This is a genomic window from Xanthomonas sp. NCPPB 4467 (assembly GCF_041475665.2).
Lineage (GTDB): Bacteria > Pseudomonadota > Gammaproteobacteria > Xanthomonadales > Xanthomonadaceae > Xanthomonas > Xanthomonas dyei.
Genome location: NZ_CM191260.1, coordinates 5,039,967 through 5,059,140 on the forward strand (window position 1 = coordinate 5,039,967; position 19,174 = coordinate 5,059,140).

Sequence of the window (19,174 nt, forward strand, 5' to 3'; positions counted from 1 at the left end):
CCAGCCGACCACACTGCTGTGCAGCGGCCAGACCCTTGGCCGCTCGCGATGGTGTCTCAGCCGCACTGAGTACCGCTGACAACACGCCGCATCGCACGCCGACGTGACCTGTTGCCAGCACGCATCACCGATAGTCCTGTTCCGAGCGCGTTGTCCACCTCCTGCTGAAACACCTTGCAACAGCTGGCTGCTCGCTCCGATTCCTCCCCTGCAAAGGAAGACTGCATGAAACTCGTACGTATTGGCGCCGAAGGCCACGAACGTCCCGGCGTGATCGACACCGCAGGCCGCATCCGCGACCTGAGCGGTGTCATCGACGATGTCGCCGGTGAGCACCTCACCAATGCCGGCCTGGAAAAACTGCGTGCGCTGGATCTGTCCACGTTGCCGCTGATCGAAGGCGAGCAGCGCTATGGCGCCGCGGTGGGCCGCATCGGCAAGTTCATTTGCGTGGGTTTGAACTACGCCGACCACGCCGCCGAATCGGGCATGGACGTGCCGAAAATGCCGATTCTTTTCATGAAGGCCACCACCGCGGTGTGCGGCCCCAACGACACCGTCATCATCCCGCGCGGCTCGGTCAAGAGCGACTGGGAAGTGGAACTGGGCGTGGTGATCGGCGATATCGCACGCGATGTGTCGATGGACGACGCGCTGAATCATGTGGCCGGCTATGCGGTGATCAACGACCTGTCCGAACGCGAGTTCCAGCTCGAGCATGGCGGCCAGTGGGTCAAGGGCAAGAGCGCCGACACCTTCGGCCCGATCGGCCCCTGGCTGGTCACCCGCGATGAAGTGCCCGACCCGCAGAACCTGTCGATGTGGCTGGAGGTCAACGGCCACCGTTACCAGAACGGCAGCACCCGCACGATGGTGTTCGGCGTGGCCGAACTGGTCAGCCACATCAGCCGCTACATGACGCTGATGCCGGGCGATGTGATCAGCACCGGCACCCCGCCGGGCGTGGGCCTGGGCCAGAAGCCGCCGGTGTATCTGAAGCCGGGCGATCTGATGGAACTGGAGATCGAAGGATTGGGGCGTCAGCGTCAACCGGTAGTGGCGCATCCGCGCGATGTGGCCTAAAGCTCCTTTTCCCTTTCCAGGATTTTGGTCGCATTGCGTGCCAAGTTGCGCTCAACGCACGTGGTAACGCCTCCGCAAGACGCAACTTAAAGCCCCTCTCCCTTCGGGAGAGGGGTTGGGGTGAGGGTACGTAGCGACGTATCCGAACAATTCGTCGCGCTGTCGCGCGTTGTTGTTGGACGTGTTGCTAGACATGACGTGTCGGCACTTGTGTTGATCCGTCATACGTATCTTTTTCTGGGTTGTAGCGGCGCGTTGAATGACCAAGCACCGTAGCGTGTTGATATCGATGCGTTGTCAATCGTTTAGTGGTTTTTTGCTGATCCGTGTTGCAAACGGATGTGTCACTGCAGCGCTTCAACACTTCCGGCGCTGCGCGTCCGCACCCTCGCCCCAACCCCTCTCCCGGTGGGAGAGGGGCTCAAGCGCACCGCTTCCGCACGCTCTTTTTCGCCCGTTTTCCATTTCCCGTTTCCATCGCCCAGGACCTTCATGAGCACCATCGTCGCCCTCGATCCCCACGACGTCCGCTTCCCCACCTCGCGCGAGCTCGATGGGTCGGACGCGATGAATCCCGATCCCGATTACTCGGCCGCCTACGTCGTGCTGCGCACCGATGCGCCGGATGCGCTGGCCGGTTACGGCCTGGTGTTCACCATCGGCCGCGGCAACGACGTGCAGACCGCCGCCGTGGCCGCGCTCGCCGAACACGTGGTCGGCCTGCGCGTGGAAGAGGTCATCGCCGACCTGGGCGGCTTCGCGCGCCGGCTCACCAACGACTCGCAACTGCGTTGGCTGGGCCCGGAGAAAGGCGTAATGCACATGGCCATCGGCGCGGTGATCAACGCCGCCTGGGATCTGGCCGCGCGTGCCGCCAACAAGCCGCTGTGGCGCTATATCGCCGAACTCACGCCCGAACAGCTGGTCGACACCATCGATTTCCGCTACCTCACCGATGCGCTCACCCGCGACGAGGCGCTGGCCATGTTGCGCGCCGCGCAGCCGCAGCGCGCGCAACGCACCGCGCAGTTGATCGCGCAAGGCTACCCGGCCTACACCACGTCGCCCGGCTGGCTCGGTTACTCCGACGAAAAACTGGTGCGCCTAGCCAAGGAAGCGGTGGCCGATGGCTTCCGCACCATCAAGCTCAAGGTCGGCGCCAATGTGCAGGACGACATCCGCCGCTGCCGCCTCGCGCGCGAAGCGATCGGCCCGGACATCGCGATGGCGGTGGATGCCAATCAGCGCTGGGACGTGGGCCCGGCGATCGACTGGATGCGCCAACTGGCCGAATTCGACATCGCCTGGATCGAAGAACCCACCAGCCCGGACGATGTCCTCGGCCATGCGGCGATCCGCCAGGGCATCACCCCGGTGCCGGTGTCCACCGGCGAGCACACTCAGAACCGGGTGATGTTCAAGCAGTTGTTGCAGGCCGGCGCGGTGGATTTGATCCAGATCGATGCCGCGCGCGTCGGTGGCGTCAACGAGAACCTCGCCATCTTGCTGCTGGCTGCCAAGTTCAACGTGCGCGTGTTCCCGCATGCCGGCGGCGTGGGCCTGTGCGAGTTGGTGCAACATCTGGCGATGGCCGACTTCGTCGCGATCACCGGCCAGATGGAAGACCGCGCGATCGAATTCGTCGACCATTTGCACCAGCACTTCCTGGACCCGGTGCGCATCCAGCACGGCCGTTATCTTGCCCCACAGGTGCCCGGCTTCTCGGCAGAAATGCACGCCTCTTCGATTGCGGAATTCAGCTACCCGGATGGACGTTTCTGGGTGGAGGACCTGGCAGCCAATCGACAGGGCTGACCAGCGCCCTCATCCGCCCTTCGGGCACCTTCTCCCGCGTGCGGGAGAAGGGAAACGGGAGCGGGCAACGACGCAGCAGAGATCACTGCGAGCAGCAAGATTCAGCCGCCGGGCCACGCCATCGGCCGGGCCGAGCCAAGAGAAAGAGCAGTCATGACTGCGAGGGCGAGGGCGAGGGCGAGGGCGAGGGCGATAGCCTAGCCATGGCTGCGACCGGAAAGGGCGAGAACGCTAGCCTAGTCATGGCTGCGAGCGAAATATGCACGCTGCAACCACTTCACCGCCACCCTTCTCCCGCCTGCGGGAGAAGGTGCCCGCAGGGCGGATGAGGGAGCGGGGAGCAGAAATCACTGCGAGCAGCAAGGAAAGAGCCGTCATGACTGCGCGAGAACGCTAGCCTAATCATGGCTGCGAGCGGAACATGCACGTTGCAGCCCTTCACCGCCACCCTTCTCCCGCCTGCGGGAGAAGGTGCCCGCAGGGCGGATGAGGGATGCGACTCACCCTTGCGCCGCTACCGCCTCACTCAACGCAAAAATTCGCCCGGCCTTTCGCCACTTTTCCCCAGGCGCACTGCCCGGCAGCGGCTTCTGGAAGCGCCACATCAGCGCTTCCCACGCCTGGATGCGCGGATCGGCCGCATCGCGCGCGGCCTTGGCGGCTGGGTCGTAATCGTCGCCCACTTCCATCAGCATCACCAGTCGATCGCCGCTGCGAAAGATCTCCAGTTCAAGAATGCCGGCCTGCTGTAACGAGGCCACCACTTCCGGCCACACCTCGGTGGATTGATGCCAGCGCTCGTAGTCGGCGATCAACGCGGCATCGTCGTGCAGATCCAGTACATAGCAAAGACGCGGCATGCTCAGGCTCCGGCAATCGCAGGCGCGACACGACGTGCGCGCAACGCGAACAGCAAGATCACCGCAAAGCACGCGCCCGGCACCGCCATCGCCCAGTGAATCCCGGCCATGTCCGACACCGCGCCCATCACCGCCGTAAGCAGCGCGCCACCGATGATCGACATCACCAGCAAGGAGGAGCCCAGCTTGCGTGCGTCGTCGTGCATGCCATCCAGGCCCAACGCAAAGATGGTCGGGAACATCACCGACATGAACACGCTTGCCACCACCAGCGCGTACAACCCGGTCCAGCCGGGCAGCGCGATGGCAACCGCGCACAACACCACATTGATCGTGGCAAAACTCGCCAGCAATTTCGCCGGTGCCAGATAGCGCAGCAACCCGGTGCCGACAAAGCGGCCGGCCATGAACAGCACCAGCGAGATGGTCAGATACGTGGCGGCGGTCTTTTCCGGCGTGCCCGGCACTGCGTCCTGCAGGTAGCGGATCAGATAACTCCAGATGCCGACTTGCGCGCCCACGTAGAAGAACTGCGCCACCACCGAAAACATGAAGCGCCGGTTGCGCACCAATTCGCCGAAGCGTGCGCGTTTGGGCGCCACGCCGCTGTCGCTCTCCGGCGCGCCGGTGGGAAAACGCACCAGCGCGATCAGGATCGCCCACAGCACCACCACCGCGCCGATGATCAGGTACGGCATCTGCACGGCCGAGGATTCGGCGGCGAAGAACGCCTCGCGCGCGGCCGGCGCCATCGCCGCCAGCTCGGCGGGCGTGTGCTCCACACCGGAGAAGATGAAATGCTGGCCGACCAACACGCCGGTGATCGACCCCAAGGGGTTGAACGCCTGCGCAAGATTCAGCCGCCGCGCCGCGCCATCGGCCGGCCCGAGCACGGTCACCAGTGGATTGGCGGTAGTTTCCAGAAACGCCAGGCCACTGGCGATGACGAACAGCGCCAGCAGGAACAGCCAGTAGGTGTGCACCTGCGCGGCCGGGTAAAACAGAAACGCCCCGCACGCATACAGCAGCAACCCGAGCACCACCGCGGCCTTGTAGCTGTAGCGGCGCATGAACATCGCCGCCGGCATCGCGAAGACGAAATAGCCCATGTAGAAGGCGCTCTGCACCAACCCGGCCTGCAGGTCGCTCAGCTCGAACGCCTTCTTGAACTGCTTGATCAGGATGTCGTTGAGGTTGTTGGCCATGCCCCACAAAAAGAACAGGCTGACGATCAACAACAGGGGAACCATGGCGGTACGCGCCAGGTTGCCGCGCGGTGACGCGGCAATGTCACTGTGATGCATGCGACCGATCCCCTCCCAAGGCTGTGGCGCTTGCGTTGCAATGGCGCGAGCGTACTGCGCACGCCAACGCCATGCAAATATAAAATCTTTGTTTATATTTGCACGCAAGCACCCACCCTGACCCGTGCCGGCGATGCCTGTACCCTGGCGCGCCGCACCTTGCCTGGAATCGCAAACGGATGAGCCCCGAACCCGCCAAGTACCGCGCGCCGGCCCTGGACAAGGGGCTGGATATCCTCGAGCTTCTTGCCCGCCAGGCGCAGCCGATGAGCATGGGCGCGATCTCGCAAGGCATCGGTCGGTCGCGCGGCGAGATCTTCCGCATGCTGCAGGTGCTGGAGGAGCGCGGCTACCTCACCCGCGATGGCGAAGGCGACTACGTGCTGACCAACCGCCTGTTCATGCTCGGCATGCAGCAGCCGCCGGTACAGAGCATCAGCGAGGCCGCGTTGCCGGTGATGCGGCGGCTGGCCGATGCGATCTGCCAGCCCTGCCACCTGGTGGCGCCCTCGGGCGATCAGATCGTGGTGATCGCGCAGATGGATGTGCCCAGCGATCTGGGCCTGGTGGTGCGCCCGGGCCATCGCCGCCCGTTGACCCATTCCAGCTCCGGGCTGGTGCTGTTCGCCTTCCAGCAACCGGAAGTGCAGGCGCGCTGGCTGGACATGCTGGACGCCAGCGAGGTGCCGTTCGAGCGTACGCAGTTCCTGGCCGCCGCCGCGCAGGCACGCAACGATGGCTACGCCATGCAACCCAGCGAAGCGGTGGTGGGCGTGGTCGATCTGACTGCGCCGATCCTGCAAGGCGGCAACGCGACCTATACGTTGACCGTGCCGTTTATCGAACGCCGCCCGGAACTGGTCGGCCCGCACGCGGCCTTGCAGGCGCTGTGTGCGGCCACGCAAGAGATTTCCAACGCGCTGCACTGACCCCTCAGGCAATCCACGCCGCCTGGCGCGAATGCCCAGGCGCGTTGCACCAGGCATCGCCCTATACTCGGCGCGGTCGACCACGCGGGATCGCATGTCCAGCCTCACGTTCGGGATGTGGAGCACCATCCTGCTGCTGGGCAGCGCGCATGGCGTGCTCGGCGCAGGCCTGTTGCTGCTGGCCCCGGCCAACCGGATCGCCAACCGTTGCCTGGCCGCACTGCTGCTGGTGGTGGTGGCGCTGATCACGCCGTACACGCTGGGCTATGCCGGCGCCTACGATGCCTACCCTGACCTGACCTACGCGCCGCTGTTCTGGGAACTGGCCATCGGGCCGCTGGTGTGGCTCTACGTGCGCCAACTGGCGCGCCGGCAGCTGCCGCGGCGCTGGGCGTTGCATCTGCTGCCGGCGCTGCTGCAAGGCGGCTATTACACCTGGCTGTTCACCTGGCCACTGCAACGCAAGTGGGACTGGAACGCCGCCGTCCACGTGCCCTGGGTCGCCCCACTGCAAGACGCCTTGGTGCTGGCATCGCTGACGGCCTATCTGGTGCTGGCCTGGCGCGAGTATCTGGCCTATCAACGCTGGCTGGAACATCACAGCGGTGCACGCGAGGAGCTGCGCTTGCCGTGGCTGCGCGGTTTTCTGCTGGCCGCGTTCTTTCTGCTGGTGGTGCGGCTTGGCTTCACCGCCAGCGACCGGCTGTGGAAGCCGCTGTCCTATTTCGACGAGTTTCCGCGCTACCTGGCCACCGCAGCGCTGGTCTATTACCTGGGGCTGGAAGGCTGGCGCCATGCCCGCCTGCACTACCCGCCGCGCGATGCGCCGCTGATGCTGGAGACGCCGCCAGATCCGCCCGACCCGGCGGCAACGCTTGCCGCGCCACAGCCTGCGGCAGAAAAGGACTGGCAGGCACTGGGGCAACGCGTGGCTGCCGAGGTCGCTGCGCACGGCTGGTGGCGCGAGCCGGACCTCAGCCTGCCCGAGCTGGCGCGCCGCATGGGCACCAACAGCAACTATCTGTCGCGTGCGCTCAACGAAGGCCTGGGGCAGACCTTCAGCGCCTTCATCAACGCGCTGCGCATCGCCGCCGCCCAGCGCCTGCTGGCCGGCGATCAGGACATCCTCTCCATCGCGCTGGCGGTGGGGTTCGGTTCCAAGGCCAGCTTCAACCGGGTGTTTCGTGCCCACTTCGGCTGCACGCCCAGCGACTACCGGCGCGCGCAACGTCGCACATCCTGAAAATTTTTGGCAATTGGGCATTTGAGTCGCCCGCCACCGCGCAGCTGCCGATGCTGGCGACTCTTGCCCAGGAGCTGCCATGTCCCATCGCATCCGCCTTCTTTCAGTGTTGTTAGTGCTGCTGTGGCCGATCTGCGTCGCGCGGGCGGCCCCGCCCGCACCCGCGTTGAACCGCGACAGTCCACTGCCCGGTCCGGCGCTGCTGGCCGATATCGATGTGCTGCAACACGCCTATGGCGCACTGCATCCGGGCCTGTACCGCTACGCCACCGAGGCGCAGGTTGCGCAACGCTTCGCCGAGCTGCGCGCCGAACTGGCAGACGGCGCCACGCTTGGCCAGGCCTACCTCGCCATCTCCCGCCTGACCGCCAGCGTGCGCTGCGGTCACAGCTTCCCCAATTTCGTCAATCAACCCGAGCCGCTCCAGCAGGCTCTGTTCGGTGACAGCCGGCGCCTGCCGTTCCACTTTCGTTGGCTACAGGGCCGCATGATCGTCAGCCGGAATGGATCGGATCAACCCGGCTTGCTGCCCGGCACCGAAGTGCTGTCCATCGATGGCATTGCCACCTCGCAGATTCTGGCAGCGTTGATGACAGTGGCGCGCGCCGATGGCAGCAACGACGCCAAGCGCATCGCCCAGATGGAGGTGCAGGGGTTTGCGCAGATCGAGGCGTTCGATGCGTATCTGCCGTTGCTGTTTCCGCAGATTTCCGCCAACCCGGTGCTGCAGGTCCGCGCGCCCGGCGCCACCGCTCCACGCGCGCTGCAGGTGCACGGCATCGACGCGGCGCAGCGCCATGCGATGGCGCCCAAACGCGCGCGCGACAGCGCAGCGCCGGCATGGACGCTGACGATGGACTCGGCCGATCTGGCGGTTCTGCGCATGCCGGATTGGGCGCTGTATGAAAGCGCCTGGGATTGGCAGGCATTTCTGGCGCGCAGCTTCACGCGCCTGGCCAAGCGCAAGGTGCCTGCGTTGGTGATCGATCTGCGTGGCAACGAGGGCGGGCTGGACGTGGGCAGCGTGCTGCTGGGGTATCTGGCAGCAGGCGAGATCGCGGCGGCGCCGATGCGCAACCTGGTGCGCTATCGACGCGTGCCCGATGCGTTGGCGGCCCACGTCACCACCTGGGATCGCGGCTTCCGCGACTGGGGCACGCGCGCGGTTGCCTACGACACGCGGTTCTACACGCTCAATGCGCAAACCGGCAGCGCTGCACAGCGCTACCTGCCATTGCATACACCGCACTTCACTGGCCGGGTGTTTGTGTTGATCGACGCCGAAAACAGCTCGGCCACTTTCGCGTTTGCGCAGCAACTACAGCGCAAAGGCTTGGGCACGCTGGTCGGCCAGCCCACCGGCGGCAATCTGCGCGGCATCAACGGCAGCGCGTTCTTCTTTTTGCACTTGCCCAATTCGCACATCGAAGTGGATCTGCCGCTGGTCGGTCAGTTTGCAACCAGCGCGCAACCCGATCGCGGCGTGCTGCCCGACGTGCCGGTGCAGAGCACCGTGCAGGATCTGCAGGCCGGCCGGGATGTGGAAATGGACACCGTGCGCGCCCTGCTGGGTGGCCAGCGAGCGCGGCCGACACACTGACAGCGTAGCAACCGGGCCGTAGGCTCGCCCGTGGTTTTCCGGCCGTTCTACTGCGGCTGCAAACTCCACAGATGGCCGCTGCATAGCCACGGCTATAAAGATCAGACCGACCTTCGCGTGCAGGCAAAACGCCCGAAAGCGGGTGTTGCGTTGTTACACTGCGCGCCCCTTGGGGAGTAGCCTGCTTTCGGTTATCGAAAGCGCCTGCATCAACATACTCGGCCGTTGCGCCGTGGTGCAGGCAACCAATCGTGGTTTGGCGAGACCAGCGACATGCGCGTACGACGACGGTTGGCGCGGGCGCATGCCGTTGTGACCGTGCCCAGCCCGAGAGTGCCGATGTCTCCCTTTTCTATTGTGTTGATCGGTTTTGCGATGTCCACCGATGCGTTTGCCGCAGCGATCGGCAAGGGCGCGGCGATGCGCAAACCGCAGTGGCGCGATGCGCTACGCGCCGGATTGATTTTTGGGTGCATCGAAGCGATCACACCGGTGATCGGCTGGTTTCTGGGACGGGCGGCGTCCAGCTATGTCTCCGCCTATGACCACTGGATCGCCTTCGTACTGCTTGGCGCGCTGGGCACGCACATGATCGTGGCCGGCCTGCGTGCCGATCCTGACGATGCAGATGAGGCAGCCGATGCGCCGAAGAAAAACGGCCTGCTTGCACTGGCCGCCACCGGCTTTGCCACCAGCATCGATGCGATGGCGGTCGGCGTCAGCCTGGCATTTTTGGATGTGCACATCGGCGTGGTGGCCGTAGTGGTTGGCCTGTGCACCTTCAGCATGGTCACCGCCGGCATCATGCTGGGCCGCGCACTGGGCGCACTGATCGGCAAGCGCGCCGAAATCCTGGGCGGCGCGATCCTGGTGATCGTGGGCAGCGTGATCCTGTACGAACACCTCAGCGGCGCGGCGTAAGCGCTCTGCTCACAGGCAATCTTTCGACTGCCTGTTTTCTCTAGGAGCGCGTCTGAGTTCATCGCGGCCATCGTGTGCGCACGCTCACTGGCAGTTTTTTCGTAGGAGCGTGCCTGCGCGCGACGAGGCGTTATCGGCAATGCCACATCGCGCGCAGGCACGCTCCTACGCTGCATTCGAATTGAGATCCGTCAGCGCTTTTTCGCATCGTGGAGCGCGCTCAAGAAGGCACGCAGTCAGGCGGGCTTTACCGGTTTGGTGAGCAAGCGATAGCCGCGTTTTCGCGCGAGCTGCTTGCGTTCATCGCAGCCATCGTGGGTGAGCGCTCGCTGGCTCTTTCGTAGGAGCGTGCCTGCGCGCGACGAGGCGTTATCGACAATGCCACATCGCGCGCAGGCACGCTCCTACGCTGCATTCGGGTCGATACCCGTCAGCGTTTTTTCGCATCGTGGAGCGCGCTCAGGAAGGCACGCAGCGATGCAGGCTTTACCGGTTTGGTGAGCAAGCGATAGCCGCGCGCACGTGCAAGTTGTTTGAGTTCGTCGCGACCGTCGGCAGTCAGTAGCGCGCCAGCGATCGGCGCAGTCGCGGCGGCCTGCACCGCATCCAGCGTGTCCAGTCCATCCAGACGGTCGTGCAGGTGATAGTCCACCAACATCACATCCGGTTGCTCGCGCGCACAGTCCAGCGCCTGATCCACGGTGCTGGCAGTGATCACCTCCACCTGCCAGCGGCCGAGCAACGCGCGCATGCCATCGAGAATCTCGCGGTCGTTATCCACGCACAGCACGCGCAATCCGGCCAGCGAATCGCCGCTGGGCAAGGCGCGTGTGGCCGGCACCGGCACCAGCGGCGCCACCGGCACCGGCGCCACGCGCGGCAACAGGATCGAGAACATGCTGCCGCGGCCGACCTGGCTGCGCGCACTCAGATCGTGATCGAGCAAGCGCGAGATGCGTTGGCAGATCGACAACCCCAGTCCCAAGCCCTGCTCGCCCCAGTCGAAGGGCTGCTGATAGCGGCGAAACTCTTCGAAGATCTGCCGCATGTGGTGCTCGGGAATGCCAGGACCGGTGTCCCACACCTGCAGTTCCACCTGTTCGCCACGCCCGCGCATGCCCAGCACGATACGGCCCTGGCGCGTGTAGCGCAGCGCGTTGGCCAGAAAGTTCTGCATCACCCGGCGCAGCAGGCGGCGGTCACTGCGTACCCAGATCGGCCGGCTATGCACCTGCAGGCGCAGGCCGCGACTGGATGCCACCGGCGCGTATTGCGCGGCCAACTCGTGCATCAATGCGCTGGCATCGAAGTCTTCGACCGTGGGGCGCAGCCCGCCGGCATCCAGACGCGACACGTCGAGCAGACCGTCGAGCAATTCTTCGGCCGCACGCAACGACGCATCCACACGCTCGGCCAGATGGCGTTGTTCTTCGTTGTTCTGATGGCTCTCGCGCAATGCGGAGGCGAACAGCCGTGCGGCATTGAGCGGCTGCAACACGTCATGGCTGATCGCAGCCAGAAAGCGGGTTTTGGATTGCTGCGCCAGCTCGGCTTCGCGCGAACGATCGGCCACACGTTGTTCCAGGTTTTCGTTGGCGTCCAGCAGCGCGCGCTCGGCGCGTTTGTAGTCGGTGATGTCGTTGTAGCTGGTGACATAGCCACCGCCGGGCAGCGCCTGGCCGCGCATTTCGATCACCTTGCCGTCGCTGCGGGTGCGCTCGAACACATGCGGCGAGCCGGCACGCATGTGGCGGATGCGGCGGTCGATCTGGTCTTCGATATCGCCTTCGCCCAGCTCGCCGCGCTCGGCGTTGTAGCGGATCAGGTCGGCGACCGGGCGGCCGACATACAACATGCCATCCGGGTAACCGAACAACTGCTGATAACGCCGATTCCATGCGGTCAGGCGCATCTCCGGGTCGACCACGCTGACCGCAGCGCTGATGTTTTCCAGCGTGGTGGACAGGATCTCGCGATTGAAGCGCAGTTCCTGGCCGGCCTCGTCCAGCACCGCCACCACTTCGCCCAGTTCCATGCCCGAACCGCGCAACAAGCTGGTCAACACCAGCCGCGCCGACGCCGCGCCGATGGACGCCGCCAGCAAGCGCTCGGTGAACTGCACCCAGGCGCGGTCGGCCACCACGGTCGGTTGCAGCTCGCGCTCCAGCAGCACCGCCTGGTCGACAAAGGCGCGATGCGCATGCCGCTCGCCCACCACGCGCTCGGCCAGCGCCTGCAGGTCGGACACGCGCACATGGCCGGGCCAATCGCCAGCGACCGCCGGACGCTGCGCATACGGGTCCAGGAACGGGGCCGCACGCAGCCGCTCGTCCACACCCGGCCGCCAGCGTGCGGACACCAGCATCATCGCGCCGACGTTGATCAACAGCGACCAGAACGTGCCGTGCGCCAGCGGGTCCCAGCCGCGCATGCCGAACAACTGCTGCGGCTGAAGCCAGGCGATGCCGAACGGCCCATCCACCAACCACTCCGGCTGCAGCCAGCCCGCACGCGTGGCGGCCGGTAGCAGCAGCGTGTAGATCCAGGTCATGAAGCCGAGCACCATGCCGGTTTCCACGCCCTTGCGGCTGGCCCCGCGCCAATACAGCCCGCCGATCACGCCCGGCGCAAACTGCGCCACCGCCGCAAACGCCATCAATCCGTAGGCCGCCAACGTGGTGTCGTCGGCCACGCTGCGGTGATAGCCGTATGCGACCAACGCCAGTAACAGGATCGCCACGCGGCGGATCCACAGCACACGCGAGGCCACTGCGGCGCGTGCATCCGCGCTGCCGCGGCGACGCAACAGCACCGGCATCACCAGGTCGTTGCTGACCATGGTGGCCAAGGCGATGCTGGCCACGATCACCATGCCGGTGGCAGCCGAAAACCCGCCCACGTAGGCCACCAGCGCCAGCACCGTGTTGCCCTGGCTCAGCGGCAAGGCCAGCACCACCGCATCGTCCACCACCGCGCTGCCCTTGCCGAACAACGCGATGCCGGCCGAGGCGATCGGCACCACCATCGCCGAAATGATCACCAGGTACGCACCGAACAACCAGCGTGCGCGCCGGATATCGCCGACGTCGCTGCATTCGACCACCGCCACATGGAATTGCCGCGGCAGGCAGATCACCGCCAGAAAACTCAGCAGCGTCTGCGAGATGAATCCCACCGACGGCGTGTGTTCGAACAGGGTGCGCGCCGAATCGGCGATGTGCAGCTGGTGATCGCTCAGCCACATCCACGCAAACAGCCCCACCGCCACGATGGCGATCAGCTTGATTACCGACTCCAGCGCGATGGCCAGCATCATGCCGTGGTGGTGTTCGGTGGCATCCACCTGGCGGGTGCCGAACAAGGTGGCGAACAGCGCCATCAGCAGCGCCACATACAACGCCGGATCGGCAAAGATGCCGCGCCCGGCGCTGCTATGCCCGGTCAGCACCTCCAGGCTCATCGCCACCGCTTTGTACTGCAGCGCCAGATACGGAACGATGCCGACCAGCGCGATCACCGCCACCAACGCGGCCAGCCGCCGCGAGCGGCCGTAGCGCGAGGAAATGAAATCGGCGATGGACACGGTGTTTTCGGAGCGTGCGATCAACGCCAGCCGCTCGATGATGCGCCAGCCGAACAGCAGCAACAGCAGCGGGCCGAGGTAGATCGGCAGATACCCGATGCCGTTGCGCACCGCCGAACCCACCGCGCCGTAGAACGTCCACGACGAGCAGTACACCGCCAGCGCCAGGCTGTAGACCGCCGGGCGCAGCCACGGCCGCTCCGGATACATCGGCCGACGATCGCCCCACCACGCCACCCCGAACAGCAGCGCGGCGTAACCCAGCGAGACCAGCAGCAGTATCCAGCTCGAGACCAATGGGTGTCCTAGGCGGCGCGATGCGAACCTGGGAGTTTACGCAGTGGGGAACAGCGCGTGGGCGACGGGACGCTGCCGGCGGCGGATTGGGTAGCGGGGCGCTGCGCGTGGACGGCTGGAGAAGGTGGGATGAGGTGGCTGCCCCCATCCGCCCTTCGGGCACCTTCCCCCGCAGGCGGGGGAAGGAGGCCTAGCGGATGAGAACGGAAGGCTGGCTGTTGGCTGTTGGCTGTTGGCTGTTGGCTGTTGGCTGTTGGCTGTTGGCTGTTGGCTGTTGGCTGTTGGCTGTTGGCTGTTGGCTGTTGGCTGTTGGCTGTTGGCTATTGGCTATTGGCTGTTGGCTGTTGGCTGTTGGCTGTTGGCGATTGACTGTTGGCGGTTGGCTTACGGCTTACGGCTTACGGCTTACGGCTTAAGGCTTAAGGCTTAAGGCTTCTAGATCCTGGATCTGGCTTTGAGCGTTAGCTTTGGCTTTGGCGTTAGCTTTGGCTCTAGCAACTCCAATCTAGAAACTGCCGGCAACCTCCCCTCTCCCCCCTGGGGGAGAGGGTGCCCGAAGGGCGGGTGAGGGCCGCTGGCTAAGCAAGCCACAGACACCCCTCAGCCCGGCAGACGCACGCGCACCTGATACGTGCGACCGGCCACGATGTTGTAAACCCGTTGATCCGGGCAGACCTCGCCATCCACCAGCACCTCGCTGTCGCGACGACCCGCCTCGCGCGTCAACACGACCTCGAACTGCGCGCCCCGAAATTGCCGCGTCACCTGCGCATGCGGCCAGTGCGAAGGCAGCTGCGGGCGAATCGCCAACGCGTCGTCCTCGCCGACCAGGCCGAACAAGCCCTCCAGCACGCAGCGATACACCCACGCCACCGTGCCGGTGTTGAACAGCTGGCTCGATCGCCCCGCGGTGCGCGGGTACTGATGCCACGCGCCACGGTAGTAGTTGGGCAGCGACACCGGCAGATGACCGCGCTGCAGCACGTCTTCGCGGGTCGGGCCCGGCAGCATCGCGCGCAGGATTTGCCAGGCACGGTCGGCCTCGCCAATCTGGTACAGGCTGTGCAGATAGAACGCCACCGCGTGGTTGTAGACCGCACCGTTTTCCGCCGCACCCGGCCATTTCTGGGTGAGGCGACCCACGTCGTCGCGCATGTGGGTATAGGCCGGTGCCAGCATCACCGGGCCATACGGCGTGTGCAGTTGCTCGCGCACCGCCTCCAACAGCGCCCTGCGTTGCTGCGCATCGGCGGTGCCGGCCAACAGCGCAAAACTCTGCGGGTTGAGATAGATGCGCCCTTCCACATCGTCGGCAATGCCGAAGCGCACACCGTCGTCGGTGATGCCGCGCGCATACCAGTTGCCGTCCCACAACTCACGGTTTGCGTCGGCATTCACCGTGCCCACTGCCTGGCCGAATGCTTCCGCCTGCGCGGTGCGTCCATGCGCGGCGCAGATGTCCGACCACAGCCGCAGCGCATACGCGGTCGCCACGGTGAGCCAGCCGGACACGCCCTTGCCGCGCCAGCCGACCATGTTCATGGGGTCGTTCCAATCGCCCTGGGCGATGAAACTCAGGCCGCGCGCATCGCGCGCATCCAGTAACCACTGCATCGCCGCATCCAATCGCTCGGCCACGCTCAGCGCCCGGCCATCGTGCGTGCGCACCACCGCCTCCAGCACGCTGGCATCGCCGGTTTCGGCCAGATACGCGCTCAAAAAGATCGGCAACCACACGCAATGGTCGGTATGCGGCACCTGGTTGATGTATTTCAGCTCGGCGCCTTCCACCAGCAGAATGCCGTCCGGCATCGCGCCGCTGGGCTCCTGCTGCGACAAGGCATGCAGCAGCGCCGCACGCGCGGTCGCCGGCTGCAGATAGGACATGCCCATGTGGTCCTGCAGATAGTTGCGCGTCTGCGGATCGGTGGTCAGGCGGTTGACATCGCCGTGATAGAACACCTGCCGCGGCAACCAATGATTGACCAGGTTATCCAGCGCCGCATCGGGTGTGGCGATCTGCATGCAACCGTGGCCGGCCTGCAGATACTGCGCATAGGCGCGTGCCGCCTCGGCAAAGCCTTCCTGCGACAGATAGCGCGCGCGCAGCGCGGCGATTTCTGCATCGTCCTTGGCCGGCCCGAATGCAAAGCGATACACGCTGGCCGCATCGGGCTCCAGCTGCAGGCGATATTGCAGTGCGGCGGCCGGCGTTTCGTAATGCGCCTCGCTGTCTCCCAGCTGCTCGGCCTGGATGGCAGAAGGCGCATGCAACCCGCCCTCGCCTTCGAACGCCAGTTGCTGCGCCTCCCACGCGACCGGCGCTTGCTCATGCAGCAGGAAGGTGCAGTCCTTGAAATCGCGCTGACGAAAATAATCGTCCACCTTCTGATACGGCGCCACGCTGCGGCAGACGATGCCGCCCAGCGCGGGCTCATAGCCGCCGGATTGATGCATCCACGACATGTAGCCGACCGGAAAATACACGTACAGGCTCAACCTCCGCGCGCGCCCGGAGGCGTTATGCACGCGGCATTCCCACAGCTCCACCGCATCGTCGGTGGGCAAAGCCACGCACAGCTCCACCACGATGTCGTCATGCTGCACGCGCCAACGCACATCGTGCTTGCCGGCAGAGAATTCGAAGGCCTGCGGCTGCGCGCGCACCGGCTCGTGCGGCACCGAATACAGCGCGCCGCTGTCTTCGTCCTTGAGATAGAAAAAACGCCCGGGGTGATGCGCGTAATACGGCTGCTCGGGCATCATGAAATTGCGCGCTTCCAGCATCGGTGCGTGCGCGTACTTGGATGGCTCCGGCTGCATGAATTGGCCGGTGGCATAGCCACGGCAGGTGAGCTGCAACATCATGCGGCGGTTCCACAAAAAGCCGCCGGCATTGGGCATGGCGGTCGGGCTGTAGAGCGCGTAGCGCGTGCCATCGGCGCTGGGCGCCATCAAGGTGGACAGTGGGTCGGACGCAGCGGTGGGCGTTGCAGACACGGTCAGGGGTGCTCCGGTTCGTCGCGCTTGCGCGCGGCCAGTTCGTGCTGGATCCGGCTCAGCAAGCCGTCGTCCAGCGGATAGAAACGCATGGTCCAGGCAGCCAGCAGCGCGACCGCCCCAGGGATCACCGTCAGCAGCAGCACGATGCCGGTCAACGACCCGGTGGACTGCGCACTGTTGGCCACATAGCCCATCCCGGCCAGCACCCACGCGATGCCGGCCGAGGCCAGCGCGCCGCCAAGCTTTTGCGAAAACGTCGCCGCCGCAAACGTCATCGCGGTCGCGCGCCGACCGGTGCGCCATTCGGTGTAGTCGGCGCTGTCGGCATACATCGAAAACGCCAGCGGCGACTTCGGCCCCAGCGCCAGGCCGATCAACATGTTCAACGCGAAGATCGCCCATACCGCATCGGCAGGCACGAAGAACATCGCACAACTCAACACACCGACGATCACCATCAGCCCGCACATCAGCTGGCGCTTGTCCCAATGCCGCGTCAGCAATGGGGTGATGGCTGCACCTACGCCCAAGGCCACCGAATAGCTGCCCAGGAATAAGCCGACCAGATCCGGGCGTTGCACGTAGTACTTGAGGTAGTACACGCCTGCACCACCGCGCATGGTGATCGTGATCATGATGATCAACGACAGCACGAACAACACGCACCACGGTTTGTTCTGCAGCAGATCGGCGATGTCGCGCCGGATCGGTGTGCGTTGTTGCGGGGGCGGTTGCACGCGCTCGCGCGTGGTCAATGCCACGGTGACAAACAACACCAGCGCCACTGCGCCGTACAGCATCATCGTGCGCTGCCAGCCCAGCGCATCGTTGCCGCCGCCGAACCAGCGCACCAGATCCATCGTGAAGTAATTGACCAACGTGGTGCCTGCAAACGCACCGATGAAACGCAGGCTGATCAGCCCGGTCCGCTGCTGGCTGTCGGCGGTGATCACGCCCGACAAGGCCGAGTACGGAATGCTCACCACGGTGTAGGCCAGCATCATCACCAGGAAGGTCACCGTGGCCCACACCATGCGCCCGTGTTGATCCAGGTCCGGCGTGGTGTAGGCAAGCACGCCGGTCAGCGCCATTGGTATTGCGCCCCACAACAGATACGGGCGGAACTTGCCCCAGCGGCTGCGGGTGCGGTCGGCGATGGCGCCCATTGCCGGGTCGGCAATCGCATCGGCGATCTTGGTCAACAGGATCATCGTGCCCACCGCTGCGGCCGGCAGATGCATGGTGTCGGTGTAGAAGATCAGCAGAAACGCCGAGATGTTGGCCCAATACAGATTCAGGCCCAGATCGCCGGCGCCGTAGCCCAGCTTTTCGCGCCAGCGCAGGCGCGCCGATGCAGGAGACGGTGCGGGTGTTGACGTCATCGACAGACCTTCGGATGCGTTGTACCCGGCCGGGCACGCCGTTACGCTGGGTGCCCGCTCACCTGGCAAGGAGCGCCGACGCTACACCACGCATCGGCTGCCGCCAACGTGAAATCGGCTCAAATGCCGAATCGATCCGGAGATATAACCTGACGTGATGGACACCGCCGCAGCTGCCACGCCCGCGTCCGCTTCGCCCATGGCCATCGTTGTAATGGGCGTCTCGGGCAGCGGCAAGACCACCATCGCGCAGGCGCTCGCCGCGCATTACCGCTTCCGTTTTCTGGATGCCGACGACTATCACAGCGTGGCCGCGCGTGCGCAGATGGCAGCCGGCCAACCGCTGACCGACGCCATGCGTCTGCCCTGGGTGGAATTGCTGGCCGCCACCTTGCGCGAGCGCGTGCAGGCTGGCGAATCGGTGGTGCTGGCATTTTCCGGATTGCGCGGCACGCACCGCCAAATGCTGCGCGGCAGCGGCGTACCGATGCGCTTTGTGTTCCTGCATGCGGCGCCGCATGTGATTGCCGCACGCCTGAGCGCACGCGCCGGCCACTTCATGCCGCCCAGCCTGCTCGACAGCCAGCTGCAGACGCTGGAGCTGCCGTTGGACGAGGCAGACGTGGTGTCGGTCGATGTGGACGCGACCGTGCCGGAGGTGGTGCGCGATGCGATTGCGCAGCTGGCGCTCAACGCTCCCGCTGCAGTGCATGCAGCTGCGCACTTACCTCAACGTCCATAACGCGCAGGACTCACCACTGGCCCAGCCCACCGCTGAGCGTGCGCTCGATTGTTCCTTCCCCCATCGGGAGAAGGTGGCGCGAAGCGCCGGATACCGGTGCGCGCAAAGCCGCGCGCGGCTTGGATACATCGGGGTCTGGCCCCGTACCCTCAGCCCACTCCCTCTCCCGCGGGGAGAGGGGCTTTGTGGTGGTCTCACTGATTGGTTTGCGTGCCCATCGAGAGTCGGTGACGCGCCACGCTGAGTGGCGCTGGCAGTACTTCATAAGACTGCAATCCGCCGCACAAGGTGGCGCAAAATTTCCTGGTTACTTTTTGCAAACCCATGAATTAAGGACGAATTTAACACTGTCGCGCTGAATCATTTTTTCTATTGCACTCGTGCGAAATAGTGATGATTCAGCACTATTTGT

The 19,174-nt window shown here is 65.1% G+C and carries 12 protein-coding genes and 1 riboswitch; of the genes, 7 read left to right on the forward strand and 5 right to left on the reverse strand.

What is annotated here, in order from left to right; all coding sequences use genetic code 11:
- Window positions 1-225: 225 nt before the first annotated feature.
- A complete protein-coding gene (locus ACCQ06_RS22165; protein WP_104615164.1) occupies window positions 226-1,083 on the forward strand; it encodes a fumarylacetoacetate hydrolase family protein in 858 nt (285 codons plus the stop codon).
- Between the two features lie 492 nt (window positions 1,084-1,575).
- On the forward strand, window positions 1,576-2,898 hold the full coding sequence (locus ACCQ06_RS22170) for an L-fuconate dehydratase (RefSeq protein WP_316689464.1): 1,323 nt from the start codon (window positions 1,576-1,578) through the stop codon (window positions 2,896-2,898).
- A 500-nt stretch (window positions 2,899-3,398) separates the two neighbouring features.
- Here ACCQ06_RS22170 and ACCQ06_RS22175 read toward each other — a convergent pair whose 3' ends face one another.
- Window positions 3,399-3,758: an L-fucose mutarotase gene (locus tag ACCQ06_RS22175; RefSeq protein ID WP_228323710.1), complete on the reverse strand. Its 360-nt coding sequence runs from the start codon at window positions 3,756-3,758 to the stop codon at window positions 3,399-3,401.
- A gap of 2 nt (window positions 3,759-3,760) precedes the next feature.
- Window positions 3,761-5,062, reverse strand: coding sequence for an L-fucose:H+ symporter permease (fucP, locus tag ACCQ06_RS22180; protein ID WP_104615166.1), 1,302 nt, complete (start codon window positions 5,060-5,062; stop codon window positions 3,761-3,763).
- A gap of 179 nt (window positions 5,063-5,241) precedes the next feature.
- On the opposite strand from fucP, the gene ACCQ06_RS22185 reads away from it, so the two are divergent.
- From ACCQ06_RS22185 to ACCQ06_RS22200, 4 genes are all read left to right on the forward strand, one after another.
- Window positions 5,242-5,991, forward strand: coding sequence for an IclR family transcriptional regulator (locus tag ACCQ06_RS22185; RefSeq protein ID WP_316689468.1), 750 nt, complete (start codon window positions 5,242-5,244; stop codon window positions 5,989-5,991).
- A 115-nt stretch (window positions 5,992-6,106) separates the two neighbouring features.
- Entirely contained in the window at window positions 6,107-7,234 is a 1,128-nt protein-coding gene (locus ACCQ06_RS22190) for a helix-turn-helix domain-containing protein (protein WP_316692724.1), read from the forward strand.
- A 130-nt stretch (window positions 7,235-7,364) separates the two neighbouring features.
- Entirely contained in the window at window positions 7,365-8,834 is a 1,470-nt protein-coding gene (locus tag ACCQ06_RS22195; protein ID WP_228323767.1) for a S41 family peptidase, read from the forward strand.
- Between the two features lie 165 nt (window positions 8,835-8,999).
- A riboswitch (yybP-ykoY riboswitch) is annotated at window positions 9,000-9,161 on the forward strand.
- Window positions 9,162-9,173: 12 nt separating this feature from the next.
- Window positions 9,174-9,755: a manganese efflux pump MntP gene (locus ACCQ06_RS22200; protein ID WP_228323708.1), complete on the forward strand. Its 582-nt coding sequence runs from the start codon at window positions 9,174-9,176 to the stop codon at window positions 9,753-9,755.
- A 430-nt stretch (window positions 9,756-10,185) separates the two neighbouring features.
- Here ACCQ06_RS22200 and ACCQ06_RS22205 read toward each other — a convergent pair whose 3' ends face one another.
- From ACCQ06_RS22205 to ACCQ06_RS22215, 3 genes are all read right to left on the reverse strand, one after another.
- Window positions 10,186-13,635 (reverse strand): hybrid sensor histidine kinase/response regulator, encoded by a 3,450-nt coding sequence (locus ACCQ06_RS22205; protein WP_228323707.1) that lies wholly within the window; start codon window positions 13,633-13,635, stop codon window positions 10,186-10,188.
- Window positions 13,636-14,235: 600 nt separating this feature from the next.
- Entirely contained in the window at window positions 14,236-16,635 is a 2,400-nt protein-coding gene (locus tag ACCQ06_RS22210) for a GH36-type glycosyl hydrolase domain-containing protein (protein ID WP_316689472.1), read from the reverse strand.
- Between the two features lie 2 nt (window positions 16,636-16,637).
- Window positions 16,638-18,020, reverse strand: coding sequence for an MFS transporter (locus ACCQ06_RS22215; protein ID WP_228323705.1), 1,383 nt, complete (start codon window positions 18,018-18,020; stop codon window positions 16,638-16,640).
- Between the two features lie 157 nt (window positions 18,021-18,177).
- On the opposite strand from ACCQ06_RS22215, the gene ACCQ06_RS22220 reads away from it, so the two are divergent.
- Window positions 18,178-18,762 (forward strand): gluconokinase, encoded by a 585-nt coding sequence (locus ACCQ06_RS22220; RefSeq protein ID WP_316689475.1) that lies wholly within the window; start codon window positions 18,178-18,180, stop codon window positions 18,760-18,762.
- Window positions 18,763-19,174: the final 412 nt, after the last annotated feature.

Coding starts and splice junctions, on each gene's coding strand:
- ACCQ06_RS22165 (WP_104615164.1), top strand. CDS start 226: ATGAAACTCGTACGTATTGGCGCCGAAGGCCACGAACGTCCCGGCGTG.
- ACCQ06_RS22170 (WP_316689464.1), top strand. CDS start 1,576: ATGAGCACCATCGTCGCCCTCGATCCCCACGACGTCCGCTTCCCCACC.
- ACCQ06_RS22175 (WP_228323710.1), bottom strand. CDS start 3,758: ATGCCGCGTCTTTGCTATGTACTGGATCTGCACGACGATGCCGCGTTG.
- fucP (WP_104615166.1), bottom strand. CDS start 5,062: ATGCATCACAGTGACATTGCCGCGTCACCGCGCGGCAACCTGGCGCGT.
- ACCQ06_RS22185 (WP_316689468.1), top strand. CDS start 5,242: ATGAGCCCCGAACCCGCCAAGTACCGCGCGCCGGCCCTGGACAAGGGG.
- ACCQ06_RS22190 (WP_316692724.1), top strand. CDS start 6,107: ATGTGGAGCACCATCCTGCTGCTGGGCAGCGCGCATGGCGTGCTCGGC.
- ACCQ06_RS22200 (WP_228323708.1), top strand. CDS start 9,174: ATGTCTCCCTTTTCTATTGTGTTGATCGGTTTTGCGATGTCCACCGAT.
- ACCQ06_RS22215 (WP_228323705.1), bottom strand. CDS start 18,020: ATGACGTCAACACCCGCACCGTCTCCTGCATCGGCGCGCCTGCGCTGG.
- ACCQ06_RS22220 (WP_316689475.1), top strand. CDS start 18,178: ATGGACACCGCCGCAGCTGCCACGCCCGCGTCCGCTTCGCCCATGGCC.